Below are 18154 nucleotides of genomic sequence, written 5' to 3'. Positions count from 1 at the left end.
AACCTAGCCGTTTTTGATGCGGTTCGGCAGCTTTTTGACCAGTTCCTCATCAGGTGTGATAAAGAGCGTACGCTGATGATCGTAGATGACAAAGCCGGGCTTCGCACCGCTTGGCTTGCGTACATACCGAATCAAAGTGGCATCTACAGGTACGCTGCTAGACTGCTTGGCTTGGCTGAAATAGGCAGCCAGTTGAGCAGCTTCCTCCAACGTTGCGTCTCCGAATTTCTCGGCACGAATAACGACGTGTGACCCTGGAATATCCTTTGTATGCAGCCACGTGTCATTGGGTCCGGCCAGTCGATTGGTCACATATTCATTCTGCAAGTTATTTTTGCCGACCAGCAGCTCGATGCCTTCGGATGATGTATATACGTGCAAGGTCGGGCGGTCATTTTTCTTCTTTTTCTTTCCTTTTTTAACCCGATCTCTGAGATAGCCCTGCTGAACCAGCTCTTCACGTATTTCCTCAATGTCGTTAATAGAGGCATGGGCTAGCTGCTGAAGAAGATTGTCCATATAACGAATTTCTTCGTGTGTTTTTGCTAGTTGTTCGTCAATGACAGCCAGGCTGTTTTTATATTTGTTGTACTTTTTAAAATAACGTTGTGCATTATCTGAAGGGTTGAGTAGCGGGTCCAATGGAATGGTGATCGCACCCTGTTCCTCGTCATAAAAGTTAGTGAGTGTTACTTCCTTGTCTCCCTTTTTTACCTCATGCAGTGAAGCGAACAGCAGCTCTCCGTAAATCCGAAATTGATCGGCATCTTCCGCTTCAGCCAAATCTTGATGGAGATGATCGAGTTTTTTTACGTTTTTGCTCCGCTCGTTTTGTAGAAACCGCAGTAGGTCGCTAACCTTTTGCTTAACCGTGTCCCTTTCTGCTTTTTCACCGAAGAAGTCCTCCATACACTCGCTGATGGTAGCGTATTCCTTACGTTCTCCTTCGATCAGCGTCAGTGGAATGGCTGAAAATATTACTTTATCTTGTGCGTTCAGTCCAGATACTGGCTGAAAACGATGATTCCGCACGTCATCCATAATGTCACTGAATGTCCTCCACAGTCGACGATCCTTGTCACCAGATGCTTCTTCGTTAGATGCTCGGATTAGTATCTCTTCAGCAATAAGGGGACTAAGTCCGGTAAAAGTGTTCACGAGCCAGCGTTTGGGAGCTTCTTCGGCCTCAAGGGCTGCTTGATACGAGGAGATGAAGGCTGCTTCTTCGACTTCTAGTGGATTCAGCTTATTTTGTTCAGGAGGCTCTGTGTATTGAAAGCCTGGCATAACGACCCGATAGCTGCTGATAGAGGGTGTGACATGATGAATGCCATCCAGCATCATACCTGTTTCCGGGTCAAGCAAAATAATATTGCTATGTCTACCCATCACTTCAATAATAATGCGCTTCAATGAAATATCCCCCAGCTCATCACGCTGACGTATATCCATATGAATAATGCGCTCCATGCCCACTTGCGTGATGTTCTCAATAATGCCTCCTTCGCAATGTTTGCGAAGAAGCATACAAAACATGGGAGCTTCTGTCGGATTGAGAAAGCTTTGCTCTGTAAAATGTACGCGCGGAAATGTCGGATTAGCCGACAGCAACAGCTTTACACTCCCGCCTTGTGCCCGCAGGTTCAGCACGATATCGCGTTCGTTTGGCTGATGTATTTTATTAATGCGCCCGCCCCGGATGGCTTGCAGTTCGTGTACGATAGCGCGGGTTACGATTCCGTCCAATGCCATAATGTATGTTCTCCTTTGAAGCAAATGTATTTTCGCCTTCCTTCTATGATACATAACTTTGGGACAAAACTTAAGCGGCTTTGTGATATTTCGAGTCCTGTCCGAATAGATTGAATCAAGAAAGTCTGTCCAGCATATCAGCAATCGTGGCACAAAAATAGAATAACGGGCAGCCATCCTACGCACAACCGACGGAAACGGACTATCTGACCGGGAGGGAATTGGGGAGAATGGAACAAGCACACTGGCACCAATTAAGCAATGAACAGCTTTCAACTAGTCTGGAAGTCGACCCGAAGCAGGGTCTTTCGGAGGAACAGATTGCGGAACGAAGAGAAAGGACGGGTTGGAATGAGCTGAGCGAGGGCAAGCGTGTTTCGGCAATTTTGCTGCTGCTCAACCAGTTCAAGGATTTTATGATGCTTGTATTGATGGGAGCGACCCTGATCTCTGGCCTACTCGGCGAGTATCTGGATGCGATTACCATTATTGCTATCGTTGTGCTAAATGGAATTCTCGGCTTTGTGCAGGAATTCAGAGCTGAACGTTCATTGCGAGCTTTAAGACAGCTTTCGGCTCCAACCGCCAAGGTGCTGCGAGGCGGCAAACGAATACATGTTCAGGCCAGAGAGCTGGTGCCGGGCGATATCGTGCTGCTGGAAAGTGGTGATCGTATCCCTGCAGATGTAAGGTGGTTGAGTACAAACGGCTGTGATGTCGAGGAGTCTGCCCTGACAGGTGAATCGGTTCCGGTGAGTAAGCATTCCCGTCCTATTCATGCCGCCGAAGTACCTCTTGGGGACCAAAAGAACATCGGTTTTATGGGCACCATGATGACCAGAGGCACCGCACAAGGCGTGGTCATTCGCACAGGCATGAGTACCGAAATGGGAAAGATCGCAGACTTGATCGAAAATACGGAGTCGCAGGAGACACCGTTACAGCACAGACTGGAACAATTGGGCAAAATTTTGATTATTGTGGCGTTAGCGCTAACCGTGCTCGTGGTCGTAGCGGGTATTTTGCATGGTCAGCCAGCCATGAGCATGTTTTTGGCCGGCGTGAGCTTGGCTGTGGCAGCTATACCAGAAGGATTACCCGCGATTGTAACCATTGCACTCGCTTTGGGTGTACAGCGTATGATCAAACGCAAGGCCATTGTGCGCAAGCTGCCTTCCGTTGAGACGCTCGGCTGTGCGTCTGTCATTTGCTCTGACAAAACGGGCACACTGACCCAAAATAAAATGACAGTCACCAAGCTGTGGCTGGATGGTCGTTTCTGGGGAGTTACCGGGGAAGGTTATGATCCACACGGTCATATTATGGACAGGGATCTTCCGGCCGACCTAAAAAACGGACAATCCTTGCGTAGATTGCTGCAAGCTAGTGTACTTTGTAATAATGCGGAGATTGTTCAAGCTGACATAGATGAGCTGCGTTCAAAAAAGAAAACCAAAGAGCCGATGCCTTCCGCTGTTTGGGAGCTGAAAGGTGATCCGACAGAAGGAGCGCTGGTCACGTTAGCTGCCAAAGGCGGAGTCACGCGACAAGGGCTATACGAACTGTACACACGGGAGCGAGAATTTCCTTTTGACTCAGATCGGAAGCGGATGTCGGTACTCGTACGCCACCAGGGAGGACATATTGTATTTGCCAAAGGAGCGCCAGACGTGCTACTGGGTCAGTGCTCTTACATTTTATGGGAAGGGAATGTCGTTCCGTTAACGGGTACGCTGCGCCAAAAGGTATTGGCAGCCAATGAAGGTATGGCATCGGAGGCGCTGCGTGTACTTGGCGTCGCTTACCGTGATATCCGCTCGCATGAGCGTGTCTCTACGGTTGAGGAGGCTGAAACACAGCTGATTTTTATCGGCCTGACCGGCATGATTGATCCGCCACGCCGCGAGGTTCGCGAGGCCATTGGCAAGTGCCGTCGTGCCGGCATTCGCACGGTGATGATTACGGGCGATCATGGTACAACTGCGGAGGCCATTGCACAGCAGCTGGGCATTCTCCAACGCGGCTCAAATGTATTGACAGGACAGCAACTGTCTCTCATGGATGATGCGGCGTTGGATAACGTTGTTGATACCGTCTCTGTGTATGCGCGGGTGTCGCCGGAACACAAGCTGAGAATCGTCAAGTCGCTGCAAAGACGCGGACATGTCGTAGCTATGACCGGAGATGGCGTCAATGACGCACCTGCGATCAAGGCATCGGATATCGGTATTGCCATGGGCATTACAGGAACAGACGTGACCAAAGAAGCAGCTGCACTTGTACTGAGTGACGATAATTTCTCAACGATTGTAGCGGCAATTGAGGAAGGACGAAATATTTACGAGAACATCCGTAAATTCATTCGTTATCTACTCGCCTCCAATGTTGGCGAAATTTTGACGATGTTCTTTGCCATGATGGCTGGGCTGCCGCTACCTTTGTTACCCATTCAGATTTTGTGGGTGAACCTGGTAACTGACGGTTTGCCAGCGATGGCTCTGGGTGTGGATCAGCCGGAAAAGGATCTTATGGAGCATAAGCCTCGTGGCGCAAAGGAAAATATTTTTGCACGTCGACTGGGCTGGAAAATTATTAGTCGCGGTCTGTTGATTGGCTTATGTACACTTGCGGCCTTTTGGTTGACATTACGGATTGCTCCGAATGATGCAGGGCAATTGATCAAAGCGCAGTCGGTTGCATTTGCTACGTTAGTGCTGGCGCAGTTAATTCATGTATTTGATTGCCGTAGCTCCCGCTCCGTTTTCCATCGTAATCCGTTTCAAAATAGTTATCTCGTGCTTGCCGTACTGTCCTCCATTGTACTGATGCTGGTTGTAATGTATGTGCCTGTGCTGCAACCTATTTTCAAAACGGTACCTCTTGGTTTACGTGAATGGGCACTATCTATTGTCGCAGCTGGAATTCCTACGTTCCTGATGGGAGCGGGAAGTGTATGGGGCGGTCGACGTAACCGTCGTCACGGCGGAAATACACGATTTTCAGCGGGACGTACAAAGTTCTCAGCCTAGAATTCGGGTCTTGCATATCGCATCGCTTTCCCGCTTTTGCCCTGTATGATATTATGGGGTCAAAGCTTCAAGAGGAGCATGAGATCAGCAGCAACGGCGGGAGGAAGCTATGGAATTCACTAAAATGAATGGTCTGGGTAATGATTTTATCGTTTGGTACGGGCATCAGGAATTGCCGTCTGACGCCTCGGAATTAGCTGTTCGGCTATGTAATCGACATTTTGGTATTGGCGCCGATGGATTGGTATATATATTGCCGTCTGAAAAAGCAGATTTTCGCATGCGCATCATTAACTCGGACGGCTCGGAGGCCGAGCAATGCGGTAACGCTATTCGTTGTGCTGCCAAATATGTGTATGACCGTAAGCATATCAACCGTGAACAGATCACGATTGAGACGCTGGGTGCAGGTGTGCAGCAGGTTGAACTGACTGTGGAAAACGGAACTGTACGAATGGTAAAGGTCGATATGGGAGAGCCGATTCTGGAAGGATTGAAAATTCCAACTACACTCGATTTGACTAACGTAATAGATGAGCCCATTGAAGCTGGAGGAAGTGGTTTTCGCTTTACGGCTGTTTCTATGGGAAATCCGCACTGTGTCATTTATGTTGAGGATGCGCCTAGCTTTGATCTGGAGGCCTGGGGGCCAAAGCTGGAGTGTCATCCATTGTTCCCTAAAAAAACAAATGTTGAGTTCGCCACGGTACGGAGTCGGAAGCATATAGATATGAGGGTATGGGAGAGGGGAGCAGGACCTACGCTAGCCTGTGGAACTGGAGCCTGTGCTACGCTTGTTGCTTCTGTACTAAATGGATACAGCGACCGCCGCGCCATGGTAAGCCTAAAGGGCGGCGATCTGGATATTGAATGGAGCGAGGATGATAATCACATTTATATGACAGGTCCGGCTGAGATTGTATTCGAAGGTCGTCTATTCTGAATTGATGTGAATGATAAGAATAGCCCGTAAAATACCTAAGAATATATAGAAGTGAAGGGAAAGAAGACCTGAGTAGGTCTTCTTTTTTTGTCCTTTTATGCCGCTGTTTACTGGGGAAATGGTGAACCAAGCGATATTCTGTCTTTTTTTGACGTCTGAACAATGTATAATATAGAAAATGAGAAAACGATAAGGAGGCCGTTCATAGTGCGGAAATTTCGTTGGATTTCAGCAGTTGCAGTCCTCATACTTGTAGCCACCGCGCTTCCGGTTCAAGCGGCGACTATTCCTGCTGCCACGGGAACGACGGACAAGCAGGTGGGCTCGCTAACTCCGACAGTCGTAAGCCGTTTAGAAAAAGCAGTACAAGAACTTATCGGTTCAAAAGCTGCATTTCAATTTGACGATGTAACGGATATGGGGAAAACCTGGATTGTCGAGGGTGAATTGGAAGACGGAACAGCTACGTTGCAGACAGAATATAATAAAGAGAAAAACAGAGTAGATTCTACAACTATACGATATAAAATAAGTAGTTTGGGAAAGGCGATGAACGCGCCACTCAAGGCAAAAGTATTAAACAGCGCCAAAGCGTTTGACAGCAAGCGTCCCTTACAATTTGAAGCATTCTGGCGGGTCAAATCCCCCTATCAGTCCAACAAGCCTTCGAATTACTGGGTATTCTGGGGGGCAGGAGAAAAAGCTTCCTCATTGTATGTTGATGTGGATCAAGGTAATGCTATTACCGTCAATGCGGACTATGCGCTGAGACAGGTGGACCCAGTATTATTGAACCGTGCAATGAACACATTTAAGCGAGTGAGTGGACAGCGAATCACAGTGCAGCATGCCTCACGCTACAAGGATGAGAAGAATGGGCTTTCTTATTGGTCGTTCGAGGATGCAAGTGAGGCGAATGAGGTCAAAATTGGAGCGGTAACTGGAAAAGTGCTGGCTGTATCCACCTCTGGGATGGACTGGAATGATGACGCAGATTTCAAAAAATCTTTTGCAAGTCCCAAATATACCGCCGCCGAAGCATTGAAGCTGGTCAAGCCTAAGGTTCAACTATTGTTCAATATCAATGTGTCCGGCTATAAAGTGAATGTTCAAGGAAATCAATATACGTTCTCCCAAAAGGGGACGGATTCTATTGTGGCTAAAGTAAATAAAAAAGGGACTTTTTACGAGTTTTCTCTCCATTCTTCTGATGGGAAAATGCTATGAAAATGTAGTGGTAAATAGAAAATGATAACTCAAGTTGCCTTACTCCTGGTATCATTTTGTCGGGGCGTGAGGCGGCTTTTTTTGTTTTTGGCTTATGTTTGTAGTCTCTTTATGTTACATTAGTATGAAAATAAAGAGCGGGGTGGAGCAGAGGACATGAAACCGGATTTGCGTACTGTGCTGAATCGTGAAATTATTGTCGGAGACGGCGCTATGGGGACTTTTTTGTACCAGCTAGGATTTCCAGTAAATACGTCTTACGAAGAACTGAACATTACTTCGCCAGATGTTATATCAGACGTACATGGTCAGTATTTAAATGCAGGAGCACGATTGCTGGAGACGAATACATTCTCTGCAAATGATTATAAGTTAGCCCGCTTTGGACTGGAATCTAAGGTGGAAGAGATTAATCGTGCTGGTGTGCGAATTGCCAAGGCTGCTGCCGGACCTGAACATTATGTAGTAGGTGCGGTCGGTTCCATATGCGGAGGCAAACGTCTTAACATATCCAAGCTGGAGCTGTCAAGAAATTACGAGCAGCAGATCGATGCCCTTCTTTCCGAAGGGGTTGACGGCATTTTATGCGAAACGTTTTATTCACTGGACGAAATGCGCATTGCGCTTCACAGTGTACGTAAATACAGTGACATTCCGGTAATTTGTCAATTTGCGGTCGATCAGGTTGGTCGTACCCAAGATGGTTTTCTAGTGTCAGAAGCTTTTTCAACACTGCGTAGTGAAGGAGCTGACATCCTCGGGTTTAACTGTCACTCCGGTCCGCAGGGAATTATGAGTGTAATGGAGCAGCTGGATGGTCCCTTGTCTGTACCGCTGTCTGTATATCCAAATGCGGGACTGGCAGATTATGTGGACGGTCACTATGTATACGGTGCATCACCTGAATATTTCGGAGAATGTGCCGCGTCCTTTGTAGATCTCGGGACCAGGCTGATTGGTGGTTGTTGCGGAACTACGCCAGACCATATTGCTGCTATTTCCAAAGCTTTAAAAAATTTGCAACCGCCCCCGTTGGCTCCAAAAGAAGCTTTGTCGACAGAGTCCATTCATGTGGTGGAGCAGACAGCAAATGAAGGGGGACGAGGCAATGGCAGACATGCCAGCGAACCCAACATTGTGGATCTGGTTAAGGAACGGCATACTGTCATTGTAGAACTGGATCCTCCGCGAGATCTGGACATTACCCGGTTTATGCAAGGTGCGCATGCCTTGAAGAAAGCCGGAGCCGATGCACTTACACTTGCTGACAATTCGCTCGCAGTCACTCGTATGAGCAACATGGCGCTTGGGCATCTGGTTAGTATTGAAACAGGCTTGCGTCCATTAATTCATATCGCATGTCGTGACCGTAATTTGATTGGTACTCAATCCCACATGATGGGTTTTGACGCACTGGGTATTGACCATGTACTGGCGGTTACTGGTGATCCGGCGCGGTTTGGTGATTTACCAGGCGCCAGTTCGGTGTATGATATGACATCTTTTGAAATCATACGCATGATCAAGCAGCTAAATGATGGCGTCGCATTTTCCGGTAAACCACTCAAGCAGAAAGCTAATTTTGTGGTGGGAGCTGCTTTTAATCCGAATGTTAAGCATTTGGGTAAAGCCGTACAGCGGTTGGAAAAGAAAATTGCCTCCGGGGCCGATTATATTATGACCCAGCCTGTTTACGATCCTGAGCTGATTATAGCCATCGCAGAAGAGACAAGGCATTTGGAAATACCGATTTTTATCGGTATTATGCCGCTGGCTAGTGGCCGCAATGCAGAATACTTGCACAATGAAGTGCCAGGCATTCAGTTATCCGATGAGGTGCGTGCACGTATGTCGGGACTGGAGGGCCCGGAAGGACGAGCAATGGGCGTGTCTATTGCCAAGGAGCTGCTTGATACGGCCATGGAACATTTTAATGGGATCTATTTCATGACTCCTTTTATGTTCTATGAAATGACAGCTGAGCTGACTTCATATGTATGGGAAAAATCAGGCCGAGCACAGGCCCCCTTGTTTCGACTATAATAATCAATTACAATAGTATAATGGATGTGATGCCGATGTCATTGAGTATGACCGGATACGGTCAAGCCATCCTTCATCATGAGGGGTATAAAGTGCGCTTGGAATTGAAATCGGTCAATCACCGCTATTGCGAAGTGATGATGAGAATTCCACGTGAATGGACTCGTTATGAAGATGGCTTGAGAAGAACGGTTCAACAGCAGATTAAACGCGGTCGTATCGATGTTTTCATCCACAGGGAACGTGATGAAGAACAGATACCCGCCGCACGGTTGAATGACACTGTGGTGCAGGCTTACCTGCGTGCAGCGGAGCAGCTGGCGGATCGTTATGGCGTGAAAGGAACGTTAGGTATAAGTGATATCCTTGCTTTGCCTGATGTTCTGGGTGAGCCTGGAGAGGCTTGCAATGGAGACGAAGATGACTGGGAAGAGCAGCTACAGCGAGCTTTGAACGAAGCTTTGCAAGGTTTGCTGGAGATGAGAAGGCGAGAAGGCGGGCATTTGGCACAAGATGTGGAATCCCGCATTTTACGTTTGGAATCCTTTCATCATGAAATGACGGTGTTGGCTCCTCATGTTGTGAGCGACTACCGTAACAGGCTGAAGCACAGGCTTAAAGAGCTTCAGGACGGTTCATTTACGCTTGATGAACATAAGTTCGGAATGGAGATTGCGTTATTCGCGGATCGCAGCAATATTGATGAGGAGCTTACCCGGCTTCAAAGTCATTTTGGACAGTGCAAAAGGTTGCTGCTGTCGGACGAGCCGGCCGGTCGCAAATTAGATTTTTTAATCCAGGAAATGAACAGGGAAGTCAACACGATCGGCTCTAAGGCTAATCATCTCACATTAGTTAATCTGGTCGTTGAGATGAAAGCAGAGCTCGAAAAAATTCGTGAGCAGGCTGCAAATATTGAGTAGCTACCTGGTAGCGGCACGGCTGCAATAGTCACATGTATAGGGGGAAAGACCTGAATATGGCAATCAAATTGATCAATATTGGCTTTGGCAATATCGTGTCGGCCAACCGAATAATCTCCATCGTCAGTCCGGAGTCTGCTCCGATCAAGCGGATTATACAGGAAGCCAGGGACCGTCATATGCTAATTGATGCTACCTATGGCCGCCGGACACGGGCTGTTATTATTACAGACAGTGATCATGTAATCCTGTCTGCGGTGCAGCCGGAGACGGTCGCTCATCGCCTATCCACTAAAGATGATGACAATGACGAATAAAAATGGAGTGTACTATGGCTAAGGGATTATTATTTGTAATATCCGGACCTTCGGGGGTCGGTAAAGGAACGGTAGGCAATGCATTGCGTGAAAAGCTACCTGAGATAACGTATTCTGTTTCTGCTACAACTCGAACACCTCGTTCGGGCGAGCAAGATGGAGTGACCTATTTTTTCAAAACGCGTGAAGAATTTTTAGGGATGATTGAACGGGATGAATTGCTGGAGTACGCAGAGTATGTAGGTAACTACTATGGCACTCCACGTGATTTTGTAGACCAGACGCTTGCGCAGGGTAAAGATATCTTTCTGGAAATTGAAGTTCAGGGCGCGCTAAAGGTTAAAGAAAAATTTCCAGAAGGCATATTTATATTCTTGCTTCCACCTTCGCTGGATGAGTTGAAGGATAGAATTCGGGGACGTGGCACAGAAACTCAAGCAACCATTGATCACCGTATGTCGGTAGCTGTGGACGAGATGAACCTGTTGCGTCATTATGATTATGCGGTTGTCAATGATGAGATTGATCTCGCTTGTAAACGAATAGAATCCATTATTATCGCCGAACATTGTAAGGTTCGACCTTAAGCGAGGCTTTACATATGCCAAGCGTACCGAAAGTGAAATAATACTGTATAAGCTGAGCTTGAAGGTGTACACTGGAGTTCAGCTTATACAGCTTAAAACTACATGAAGAGGTGTCTATTCGTGCTGTATCCTTCCATTGATGAAATGATGAAAAAGGTAGATAGTAAATATTCGCTGGTTGTAGCGGCATCACGCCGTGCTAGACAGTTGCGTGAGGGCGAGAAGACGAGCTTGAAGAGTCCTAAATCTCACAAACAGGTTGGAGTAGCTCTCGAAGAGATCTATGCAGATCATCTTTTGCTTGAAAGCGGCGAAGAAGAATAAGAATTATAGACAATCATTATAACCAGGCGCAATGCCAATTCCTTTGACAACCGCAAGGTTGTTATTTTTTTCGGTCAGGGGGAGTTAACGATGTTGAAGGGGAAAGTTATTATTCTTGGTATAACCGGCGGAATTGCTGCCTATAAAGGGGCTGCGCTCTGCAGTAAGTTGACGCAAAAGGGAGCCGATGTACATGTGATTATGACGGCTTCTGCCAAGGAGTTTATTACCGAACTTACGCTGCAGTCACTCTCTCGCAATCCGGTGTACAGTGATACATTTGATGAAAGAGAGCCGTCTATCGTATCCCATATTCATCTGGCGGATGCGGCTGATCTGGTGCTAGTTGCTCCTGCAACGGCGAATATCATCGGGAAAATGGCGCATGGTCTTGCTGATGATATGTTATCGACAACGTTGCTGGCTACGACAGCGCCTATTATGGTGGCCCCTGCGATGAATGTACATATGTACACTCATCCTGCAGTCATGCAAAATATAGAGACACTGGTATCCCGTGGTGTGAAGATGATTGAGCCTGGTGAAGGATTACTGGCTTGTGGTTATGTTGGCAAAGGACGTTTGGAAGAGCCAGAAACTATTGTGCAAACGATTGAGCGCTTTTTTGATCAGCAAGCTCAGGAGCCTGAAGCCACAATCAAGTCTGAAGCACGGTGGTTTGGAGAAAAATCTACGGAGAAACAAGTAACCGAGCGACTTGTAGATAAGAATGAATTAGCGCTTTCGGGAAAAAAAGTCATTGTCACGGCTGGAGGCACGATTGAGCGAATTGATCCTGTCCGTTATATTACGAATGATTCATCTGGTAAAATGGGCTTTGCCATTGCGAAAGTGGCTCAGGAGATGGGGGCAGAGGTGCATTTGATTGCTGCCAATACCAGTGCGGAACCGCCTTTAGGTATTTCGCTTGAAAGGGTCCGGTCAGCTGAAGACATGTACCAGGCTGTGCTAAAACAATGGGAAACGAGTGATATGGTCGTTATGGCTGCTGCCGTTGCAGATTATCGACCACGTGAGGTGGCACAGACCAAGATCAAGAAAAAAGATAGTGTATTTACACTGGAGTTAGTGAAGAACGTCGATATTCTGGAATCACTCGGACGCAGCAAGAAACATCAATTTTTAATTGGTTTTGCAGCAGAAACGGGAAATTTGGAGACGTATGCAATAGATAAATTAGAACGTAAAAATTGTGATTTGCTTGCGGCAAACGATGTAACTGTGGATGGTGCAGGTTTTGGCGTCGATACAAATGCTGTTCAAATATATGACCGAAGCGGGATGGTGGAGCAGATTCCTGTACAGTCAAAGGAAGAGGTTGCGCGTAAATTGCTTACTCTAGCCGCGGGACGCATGGGTGGGGTGCTGCATTAATGGAGACAGGCAATTTAGTTGCCAAGGTCATTGTCGATGTACCTGCCAAGGATACAGATCGTACCTTCGATTATCTGATCCCAGATTCCATGAGACCTTGGATTGAGCCAGGTAGTCGGGTAGCTGTGCCATTTGGCAAACGGACGGTGCAGGCTTTTGTTATCTCGGTAGTTCCAGCTGAAGAGCCGCCGAAATACAGGATGAGGGCGATTCAGGAGTTGCTGGATCTGGTACCGCCCTTATCTCCCGATTTGGTTGAACTGGGCAAATGGATGAGCGAGCGTTATGCTTGTAATCAAATTATGGCACTGCAAGTGATGATTCCTACCGCGCTTAAGGGCAAGGCGGAACGTTATATCTCCATTGCCGAACAGCAAGAGTCTACGAATCCACAGTGGTCTATGCTGTCTAATCAGGGGGATGAGATCGAATGGGCCCTTCTGACTGACGACGGTATGAGCGACCCGGCGGAGCGTCAGATTGTCAGCTTCATTCAGAATAAGGAGCAAGTCCCGTTGCAGCAACTTAGTAGACGTTTCCCCGAGGAGGCGGAGGTTATTAAATCGCTGTTACGCCGCGGAGTGCTTCAGGAAAGCCAGGTTATTAAAGACAAGCTTGGCAAAAAGACGATGAAAGCTGTTGATCTGGCTATCAGCATAGATGAAGCATCCATGGCACTGGAGCAATTTTCTGCCAAGGCGCAGCGTCAGCGGGAGGTACTTGCTTTTTTGCTGGAACGTAGCGAGTTTCTGCCTCTGCCGCTGAAGGAAGTTATGACCTCGTTAGGTGTATCAGCTGCGACGGTTAAGGCACTGGAAGATAAGGGCTATGTGTTACAGGAAGATGTTGAAGTGTTCCGCGATCCCTACCGGGGCAGAAACTTCAAGCCTACAGACCCACTCCCTCTTACGGCAGAGCAGCAGTCGGTGTATGAACGGATTGTTCGTCAGCTGGACATGCGTGAGCAAGGAGCTTATTTGCTGCATGGAGTCACAGGAAGCGGTAAGACGGAAATCTATCTGCAGACCATTCAGCGCTGTATCGAGCAGAATCGCCAGGCGATTGTGCTCGTACCTGAAATATCATTAACTCCACAAATGGTCGAACGTTTCAAAGGACGTTTTGGCGACCAGGTCGCAGTGATGCACAGTAGATTGTCCGGGGGAGAACGGTACGATGAGTGGCGCAAAATACGCGAAGGCCGTGTAAAAGTAGCGATTGGCGCTCGTTCAGCGGTATTTGCCCCTTTTCGTGAGCTAGGGCTCATTATTATGGATGAGGAGCACGAAACGTCCTATAAGCAGGAAGAGACGCCCAAATACCATGCGCGTGATGTAGCCATTCGCAGAGCGCACCAGCACGGGGCTGTCGTTATTCTCGGTTCAGCTACACCGTCACTAGAAAGCTATTATGCTGCCCGCTCCCAAAGCAATGACGAGTTTGCGCCGCTACTGCTTGAAATGCCGACCCGAGCATTGGGGAACACGTTACCCGAAGTCCATATCATGGACATGCGTGAGGAACTACGGGCCGGCAACCGCTCCATGTTCAGCCGCGCGTTGCATAATGGAATCGCAGAGCGATTAGAGCGTAAGGAGCAGACGGTATTACTGTTGAACCGGCGTGGTCACTCCACGTTCGTCATGTGCCGGAGCTGCGGCTATGTGGCGGGATGTCCGGATTGTGATATTTCGCTTACCTATCATCAGCGGTCGAACAATTTACGTTGTCATTATTGCGGCTATTCCGAGACTGTACCTCAGACTTGCCCGGAATGCGGTAGTGAGCATATTCGTTACTTCGGTACAGGTACTCAGCGAGTGGAAGAAGAGTTGGCTAAGCTATTCCCTGGTATACGTGTTGTCCGAATGGATGTCGATACAACGACTGAAAAAAACGCTCATGAAAAGCTGCTTAAGCAATTTCGTGATAAAAAAGCAGACGTACTACTGGGTACTCAAATGGTAGCCAAAGGGCTGGACTTTCCCGATGTAACGCTGGTAGGTGTCATTACTGCGGATTCTGCTCTTAATTTACCGGATTTTCGGGCTGCGGAAAAGACCTTTCAGCTGTTAACACAAGTAGCCGGGCGTGCTGGAAGGCATCAATTGCCGGGGGAAGTATTCGTACAATCCTACACTCCAGAGCATTATTCGGTGGTTCATGCAAGCCGTCATGATTATTCATCTTTTGTGAGGGAAGAGTTGAAACACCGCCGTAATTTGCACTACCCGCCATATTGCCGACTTATTTTGGTGACCTTTTCTCATGAACAGCTTCCAGTGCTAGTCCGATTGGCTGAAAATTATTCAGCGACACTACAGGGACGAGCCAGACAACGGGGCTGGTTCGGGAATATGGACCGGCTTACATCGAATGTATTGGACATTTTGGGGCCAGTAGCTTCACCCATTTCGAGAATCAAGAATAGATACCGATTTCAATGTATGATAAAATGGCGTGGAAATATCGACGCGATTGGTTTGGCTCAGCAAGTGGCTGATGAAATGGCCGAATCTGCACAGGCACAAAAGTTGCTGATTAGTCTGGATGTTGATCCGCAGATGCTAATGTAGAGTGTTAACACTAAAGTTATTCGCACAATTGATGCGGACAAGCCGTCCGTACATAGGATAATGTAGCAGTCGCTTTTGTGATGAATACAGTAAAGCCTAAATGAAGGAAAAAGAGGAAGGTGTTCTGTTGTCATGTCAATTAGAATTATAGTGTTGGAGCCGGATGACGTATTGCACAAAGTAGCGAAGGAAGTTACTAAAGTTACGCCTAATGTGCAAAAGCTGCTGGACGATATGGCAGATACGATGTATGAAGCGGAAGGAGTAGGTCTAGCTGCTCCACAAGTAGGTATTTTGAAGCGGCTCATCGTCGTAGATGCTGGAGATGAGCATGGCTTGATAAAAATGATCAATCCAGAAATTGTGGCCGAAGAAGGAGAGCAACTGGGACCTGAAGGCTGCCTAAGTATTCCAGGGTTGAACGGGGATGTACGTCGTGCCGAGAAGGTTACAGTCAAGGGACTGGATCGCGAGGGTAAGGCTATTACCGTTACAGCGACAGGGTTGCTTTCTCGTGCTTTTCAGCATGAAATTGATCATCTAAATGGAGTATTGTTCACGGATATTGCAGAAAAAGTATATGAGGTTGCTCTGGAACAGCCAGGACCGAACCGTCAGACAGGGGAGTGAGGTTCGATGAGCCAAGACATTCGTATTATCTTTATGGGTACACCTGAATTTGCAGTCCCATCGCTGAACATGTTGCTGGACAACGGATATAACGTGGTCGGTGTAATTACTCAGCCGGATAAGCCACAGGGACGGAAAAAAATATTGACGCCTACACCAGTCAAGGAAGCGGCTGAGAAGCGCGGATTGCCTGTGCTGCAACCGACACGCCTGCGTCAACCGGAAGCGGTAGCTCAGGTGGCGGAATTGCGTCCCGACCTGATTGTAACCGCAGCTTATGGCCAAATTTTGCCTAAGTCCGTATTAGACCTGCCTCGTTTCGGCTGTCTGAATGTGCATGGTTCGTTACTTCCCCGATATCGGGGAGGTGCACCGATCCAGCGTGCGATTATTAACGGTGAAACTGTGACAGGTGTGACGCTAATGTATATGGCTGAAGGGCTGGACACCGGCGATATGATATCGCGGGTTGAGGTGGCTATAGAGCCGGAGGATACATCGGGCACAATTTTTGAAAAGCTAAGTGTAGCCGGAGCTAGACTTTTGCAGGACGAGCTGCCCAAGTTGCTGGCAGGGCAATCAGACCGTACACCGCAAAATGAGGACGAGGCGACCTATGCCCCGAACCTGAACCGTGATGATGAGCGCATTACATGGAGTGATAATGCAGAGCAAATATACAACCGGATTCGCGGTCTGGTTCCTTTTTCTGGCGCGTTTACACTTTGGGAGAACAATGTTTTTAAAATATGGGCTGCGGAGCAGCCTTCCATAAATAATGAAGCGAGTGGCTCAAATGCTCCAGCACCCGGCACGGTTCTTCAATTAACCGCCCGTGGCATTGAGGTGCAGACAGGCGAAGGCACTCTCTGGCTGACCCAGGTTCAACCGGCAGGCAAGAAGGTTATGGAAGCCGGAACCTTTGCACGCGGCGGACAGATGAAGCCTGGCACGGTGCTCGGATGAGCGGGGGACACTCCCGTCAGGGAGACCAACGCAAGGTAGTGGGGACCAGATCCGACAAAACTCGCAAACAGACGGCGCGGGAAGTTGCACTTGACGTGCTGACCGGTGTGGAGCAAGAGGGCGCGTATAGCAATCTTGAGCTCAATCGCCGGCTTCAGCAGGCAGGGTTATCTGCAAGTGATGTTGGTTTGACGACGGAACTTGTATACGGTACAGTGGCACGCCGAAATACACTGGATTATTTTTTGAATAAATTTGTTCAAAAAGGAACGGCCAAGCTTCAGCCTTGGGTACGTTCGTTGCTGCGGATGAGCGTATATCAGCTGGTGTATCTGGATCGAGTTCCGGATCATGCAGTTGTTAGTGAAGCAGTGACCATTGCCAAGCGGCGTGGGCATCAGGGGATTTCCGGTATGGTCAATGGCGTGCTTCGCAGCATGCTGCGTGAGTCGGACAAGCTGCGTATTCCTGACGGTTTGTCAGCAGAGGAACGGATTTCGTTAGAACATTCCCATCCACAGTGGCTAGTTAAGCGCTGGATCAAGCAATACGGTACCGATACAGCTGAGGCTATCTGCATGGCTAATAACGAGCCCCCTGCAGTCAGCGTGCGAGTGAATACGACGATGACCAGTCGTGATCAGCTGCTTGACGAGATGATTGCAAAAGGGATTGATGCCGTTCCTTCGGCCGTTAGTCCCTATGGGATTGTTGTTCGTAGCGGCGGAAATATGGCGCTTACCTCGTGGTATACGGACGGATTGTTGTCTGTACAGGATGAAAGCTCCATGCTTGTTGCTGAAGCGGTCGCTCCTGAGCCTGGCATGGCGGTGCTGGATTGCTGCGCAGCTCCAGGCGGCAAAACAGCTCATATGGCTGAGTTGATGAAGGATCGCGGCCGGATCGTTGCAAACGATCTGCATGCCCATAAGCATCAACTAATCCGTGAGCAAGCAAATCGGCTTGGTCTGGATGCTGTTGAGACGGTTACTGGTGATGCGTTGGACTTGAAAGAACGATATGCTCCGGCTTCTTTTGACCGCATTTTGCTGGATGCGCCATGCTCGGGCTTTGGGGTGATTCGCCGTAAACCTGATCTGCGTTGGAGCAAAACTGTGCAGGATGTTCGCGACATTACTCAACTGCAGCACGAGTTGCTGGATAGCGTGGCCGGACTGTTGAAGCCGGGTGGTATTCTGGTATACAGCACTTGCACGATTGAGCCTGACGAAAATGAAGGACAATTGGCCCGGTTTTTAAGCGAACATCCAGAGTATGAGTTGGCAAAGGATCATTCTTTTCCAGCCGTGAGTCATGAAATGGACGGTATACAGAAAGGCTCGGTACAGCTGTTACCGCAGCATTTTCACAGTGACGGATTTTATATTGCGCGTCTGCGCCGGGTAAAGTAGATCGGAAGAGAATTCCAGGTAGCTGCCCAC

Annotated in this window: 14 protein-coding genes; 13 read left to right on the top strand and 1 reads right to left on the bottom strand. The window is 48.2% G+C overall.

Annotated elements, in window-relative coordinates:
• Positions 1 to 3: 3 nt before the first annotated feature.
• Positions 4 to 1752 (bottom strand): Rqc2 family fibronectin-binding protein, encoded by a 1749-nt coding sequence (locus tag ACUC6J_RS15250; protein ID WP_151255857.1) that lies wholly within the window; start codon positions 1750 to 1752, stop codon positions 4 to 6.
• Between the two features lie 230 nt (positions 1753 to 1982).
• Between ACUC6J_RS15250 and ACUC6J_RS15245 the strand changes: the two genes are divergently transcribed.
• The 13 genes from ACUC6J_RS15245 (at position 1983) to rsmB (ending at position 18124) form a co-directional block, all read left to right on the top strand.
• Entirely contained in the window at positions 1983 to 4781 is a 2799-nt protein-coding gene (locus ACUC6J_RS15245) for a calcium-translocating P-type ATPase, SERCA-type (RefSeq protein ID WP_025365205.1), read from the top strand.
• Between the two features lie 109 nt (positions 4782 to 4890).
• A complete protein-coding gene (gene dapF, locus ACUC6J_RS15240) occupies positions 4891 to 5724 on the top strand; it encodes a diaminopimelate epimerase (RefSeq protein ID WP_250247607.1) in 834 nt (277 codons plus the stop codon).
• A gap of 207 nt (positions 5725 to 5931) precedes the next feature.
• A complete protein-coding gene (locus tag ACUC6J_RS15235; RefSeq protein ID WP_031461721.1) occupies positions 5932 to 6951 on the top strand; it encodes a hypothetical protein in 1020 nt (339 codons plus the stop codon).
• 156 nt (positions 6952 to 7107) lie between these two features.
• Positions 7108 to 8994 carry a bifunctional homocysteine S-methyltransferase/methylenetetrahydrofolate reductase gene (locus tag ACUC6J_RS15230; protein WP_025365203.1) on the top strand — a complete coding sequence of 629 codons (1887 nt, stop codon included), beginning with the start codon at positions 7108 to 7110 and terminating at the stop codon, positions 8992 to 8994.
• 35 nt (positions 8995 to 9029) lie between these two features.
• Positions 9030 to 9917, top strand: coding sequence for a YicC/YloC family endoribonuclease (locus ACUC6J_RS15225; RefSeq protein WP_016822356.1), 888 nt, complete (start codon positions 9030 to 9032; stop codon positions 9915 to 9917).
• 56 nt (positions 9918 to 9973) lie between these two features.
• Positions 9974 to 10234: an extracellular matrix/biofilm regulator RemA gene (remA, locus tag ACUC6J_RS15220; RefSeq protein WP_005548256.1), complete on the top strand. Its 261-nt coding sequence runs from the start codon at positions 9974 to 9976 to the stop codon at positions 10232 to 10234.
• Between the two features lie 14 nt (positions 10235 to 10248).
• Entirely contained in the window at positions 10249 to 10821 is a 573-nt protein-coding gene (gmk, locus tag ACUC6J_RS15215) for a guanylate kinase (RefSeq protein ID WP_019687949.1), read from the top strand.
• Positions 10822 to 10941: 120 nt separating this feature from the next.
• Positions 10942 to 11145 carry a DNA-directed RNA polymerase subunit omega gene (gene rpoZ, locus ACUC6J_RS15210; RefSeq protein WP_013371850.1) on the top strand — a complete coding sequence of 68 codons (204 nt, stop codon included), beginning with the start codon at positions 10942 to 10944 and terminating at the stop codon, positions 11143 to 11145.
• Positions 11146 to 11235: 90 nt separating this feature from the next.
• Positions 11236 to 12540, top strand: a complete 1305-nt coding sequence (coaBC, locus tag ACUC6J_RS15205; protein WP_447249062.1) for a bifunctional phosphopantothenoylcysteine decarboxylase/phosphopantothenate--cysteine ligase CoaBC — start codon at positions 11236 to 11238, stop codon at positions 12538 to 12540.
• Positions 12540 to 15116: a primosomal protein N' gene (gene priA, locus ACUC6J_RS15200; protein ID WP_447249061.1), complete on the top strand. Its 2577-nt coding sequence runs from the start codon at positions 12540 to 12542 to the stop codon at positions 15114 to 15116. The genes coaBC and priA overlap by 1 nt, the downstream gene beginning before the upstream one ends.
• A gap of 132 nt (positions 15117 to 15248) precedes the next feature.
• Positions 15249 to 15746 (top strand): peptide deformylase, encoded by a 498-nt coding sequence (def, locus tag ACUC6J_RS15195; protein ID WP_016822352.1) that lies wholly within the window; start codon positions 15249 to 15251, stop codon positions 15744 to 15746.
• A gap of 6 nt (positions 15747 to 15752) precedes the next feature.
• Positions 15753 to 16712 carry a methionyl-tRNA formyltransferase gene (fmt, locus tag ACUC6J_RS15190; protein WP_290402739.1) on the top strand — a complete coding sequence of 320 codons (960 nt, stop codon included), beginning with the start codon at positions 15753 to 15755 and terminating at the stop codon, positions 16710 to 16712.
• Positions 16709 to 18124: a 16S rRNA (cytosine(967)-C(5))-methyltransferase RsmB gene (rsmB, locus tag ACUC6J_RS15185; protein ID WP_447249060.1), complete on the top strand. Its 1416-nt coding sequence runs from the start codon at positions 16709 to 16711 to the stop codon at positions 18122 to 18124. Before fmt ends, rsmB begins: the two co-directional genes overlap by 4 nt.
• Positions 18125 to 18154: the final 30 nt, after the last annotated feature.

This window comes from Paenibacillus sp. JJ1683, assembly GCF_053006485.1.
Note: the sequence above shows the minus strand (reverse complement) of the source record. Positions and strands in the feature narration are given on the sequence as shown.

Coding starts and splice junctions, on each gene's coding strand:
- ACUC6J_RS15230 (WP_025365203.1), top strand. CDS start 7,108: ATGAAACCGGATTTGCGTACTGTGCTGAATCGTGAAATTATTGTCGGA.
- ACUC6J_RS15225 (WP_016822356.1), top strand. CDS start 9,030: ATGTCATTGAGTATGACCGGATACGGTCAAGCCATCCTTCATCATGAG.
- fmt (WP_290402739.1), top strand. CDS start 15,753: ATGAGCCAAGACATTCGTATTATCTTTATGGGTACACCTGAATTTGCA.
- remA (WP_005548256.1), top strand. CDS start 9,974: ATGGCAATCAAATTGATCAATATTGGCTTTGGCAATATCGTGTCGGCC.
- dapF (WP_250247607.1), top strand. CDS start 4,891: ATGGAATTCACTAAAATGAATGGTCTGGGTAATGATTTTATCGTTTGG.
- gmk (WP_019687949.1), top strand. CDS start 10,249: ATGGCTAAGGGATTATTATTTGTAATATCCGGACCTTCGGGGGTCGGT.
- ACUC6J_RS15250 (WP_151255857.1), bottom strand. CDS start 1,752: ATGGCATTGGACGGAATCGTAACCCGCGCTATCGTACACGAACTGCAA.
- rsmB (WP_447249060.1), top strand. CDS start 16,709: ATGAGCGGGGGACACTCCCGTCAGGGAGACCAACGCAAGGTAGTGGGG.
- priA (WP_447249061.1), top strand. CDS start 12,540: ATGGAGACAGGCAATTTAGTTGCCAAGGTCATTGTCGATGTACCTGCC.
- def (WP_016822352.1), top strand. CDS start 15,249: ATGTCAATTAGAATTATAGTGTTGGAGCCGGATGACGTATTGCACAAA.
- coaBC (WP_447249062.1), top strand. CDS start 11,236: ATGTTGAAGGGGAAAGTTATTATTCTTGGTATAACCGGCGGAATTGCT.
- ACUC6J_RS15245 (WP_025365205.1), top strand. CDS start 1,983: ATGGAACAAGCACACTGGCACCAATTAAGCAATGAACAGCTTTCAACT.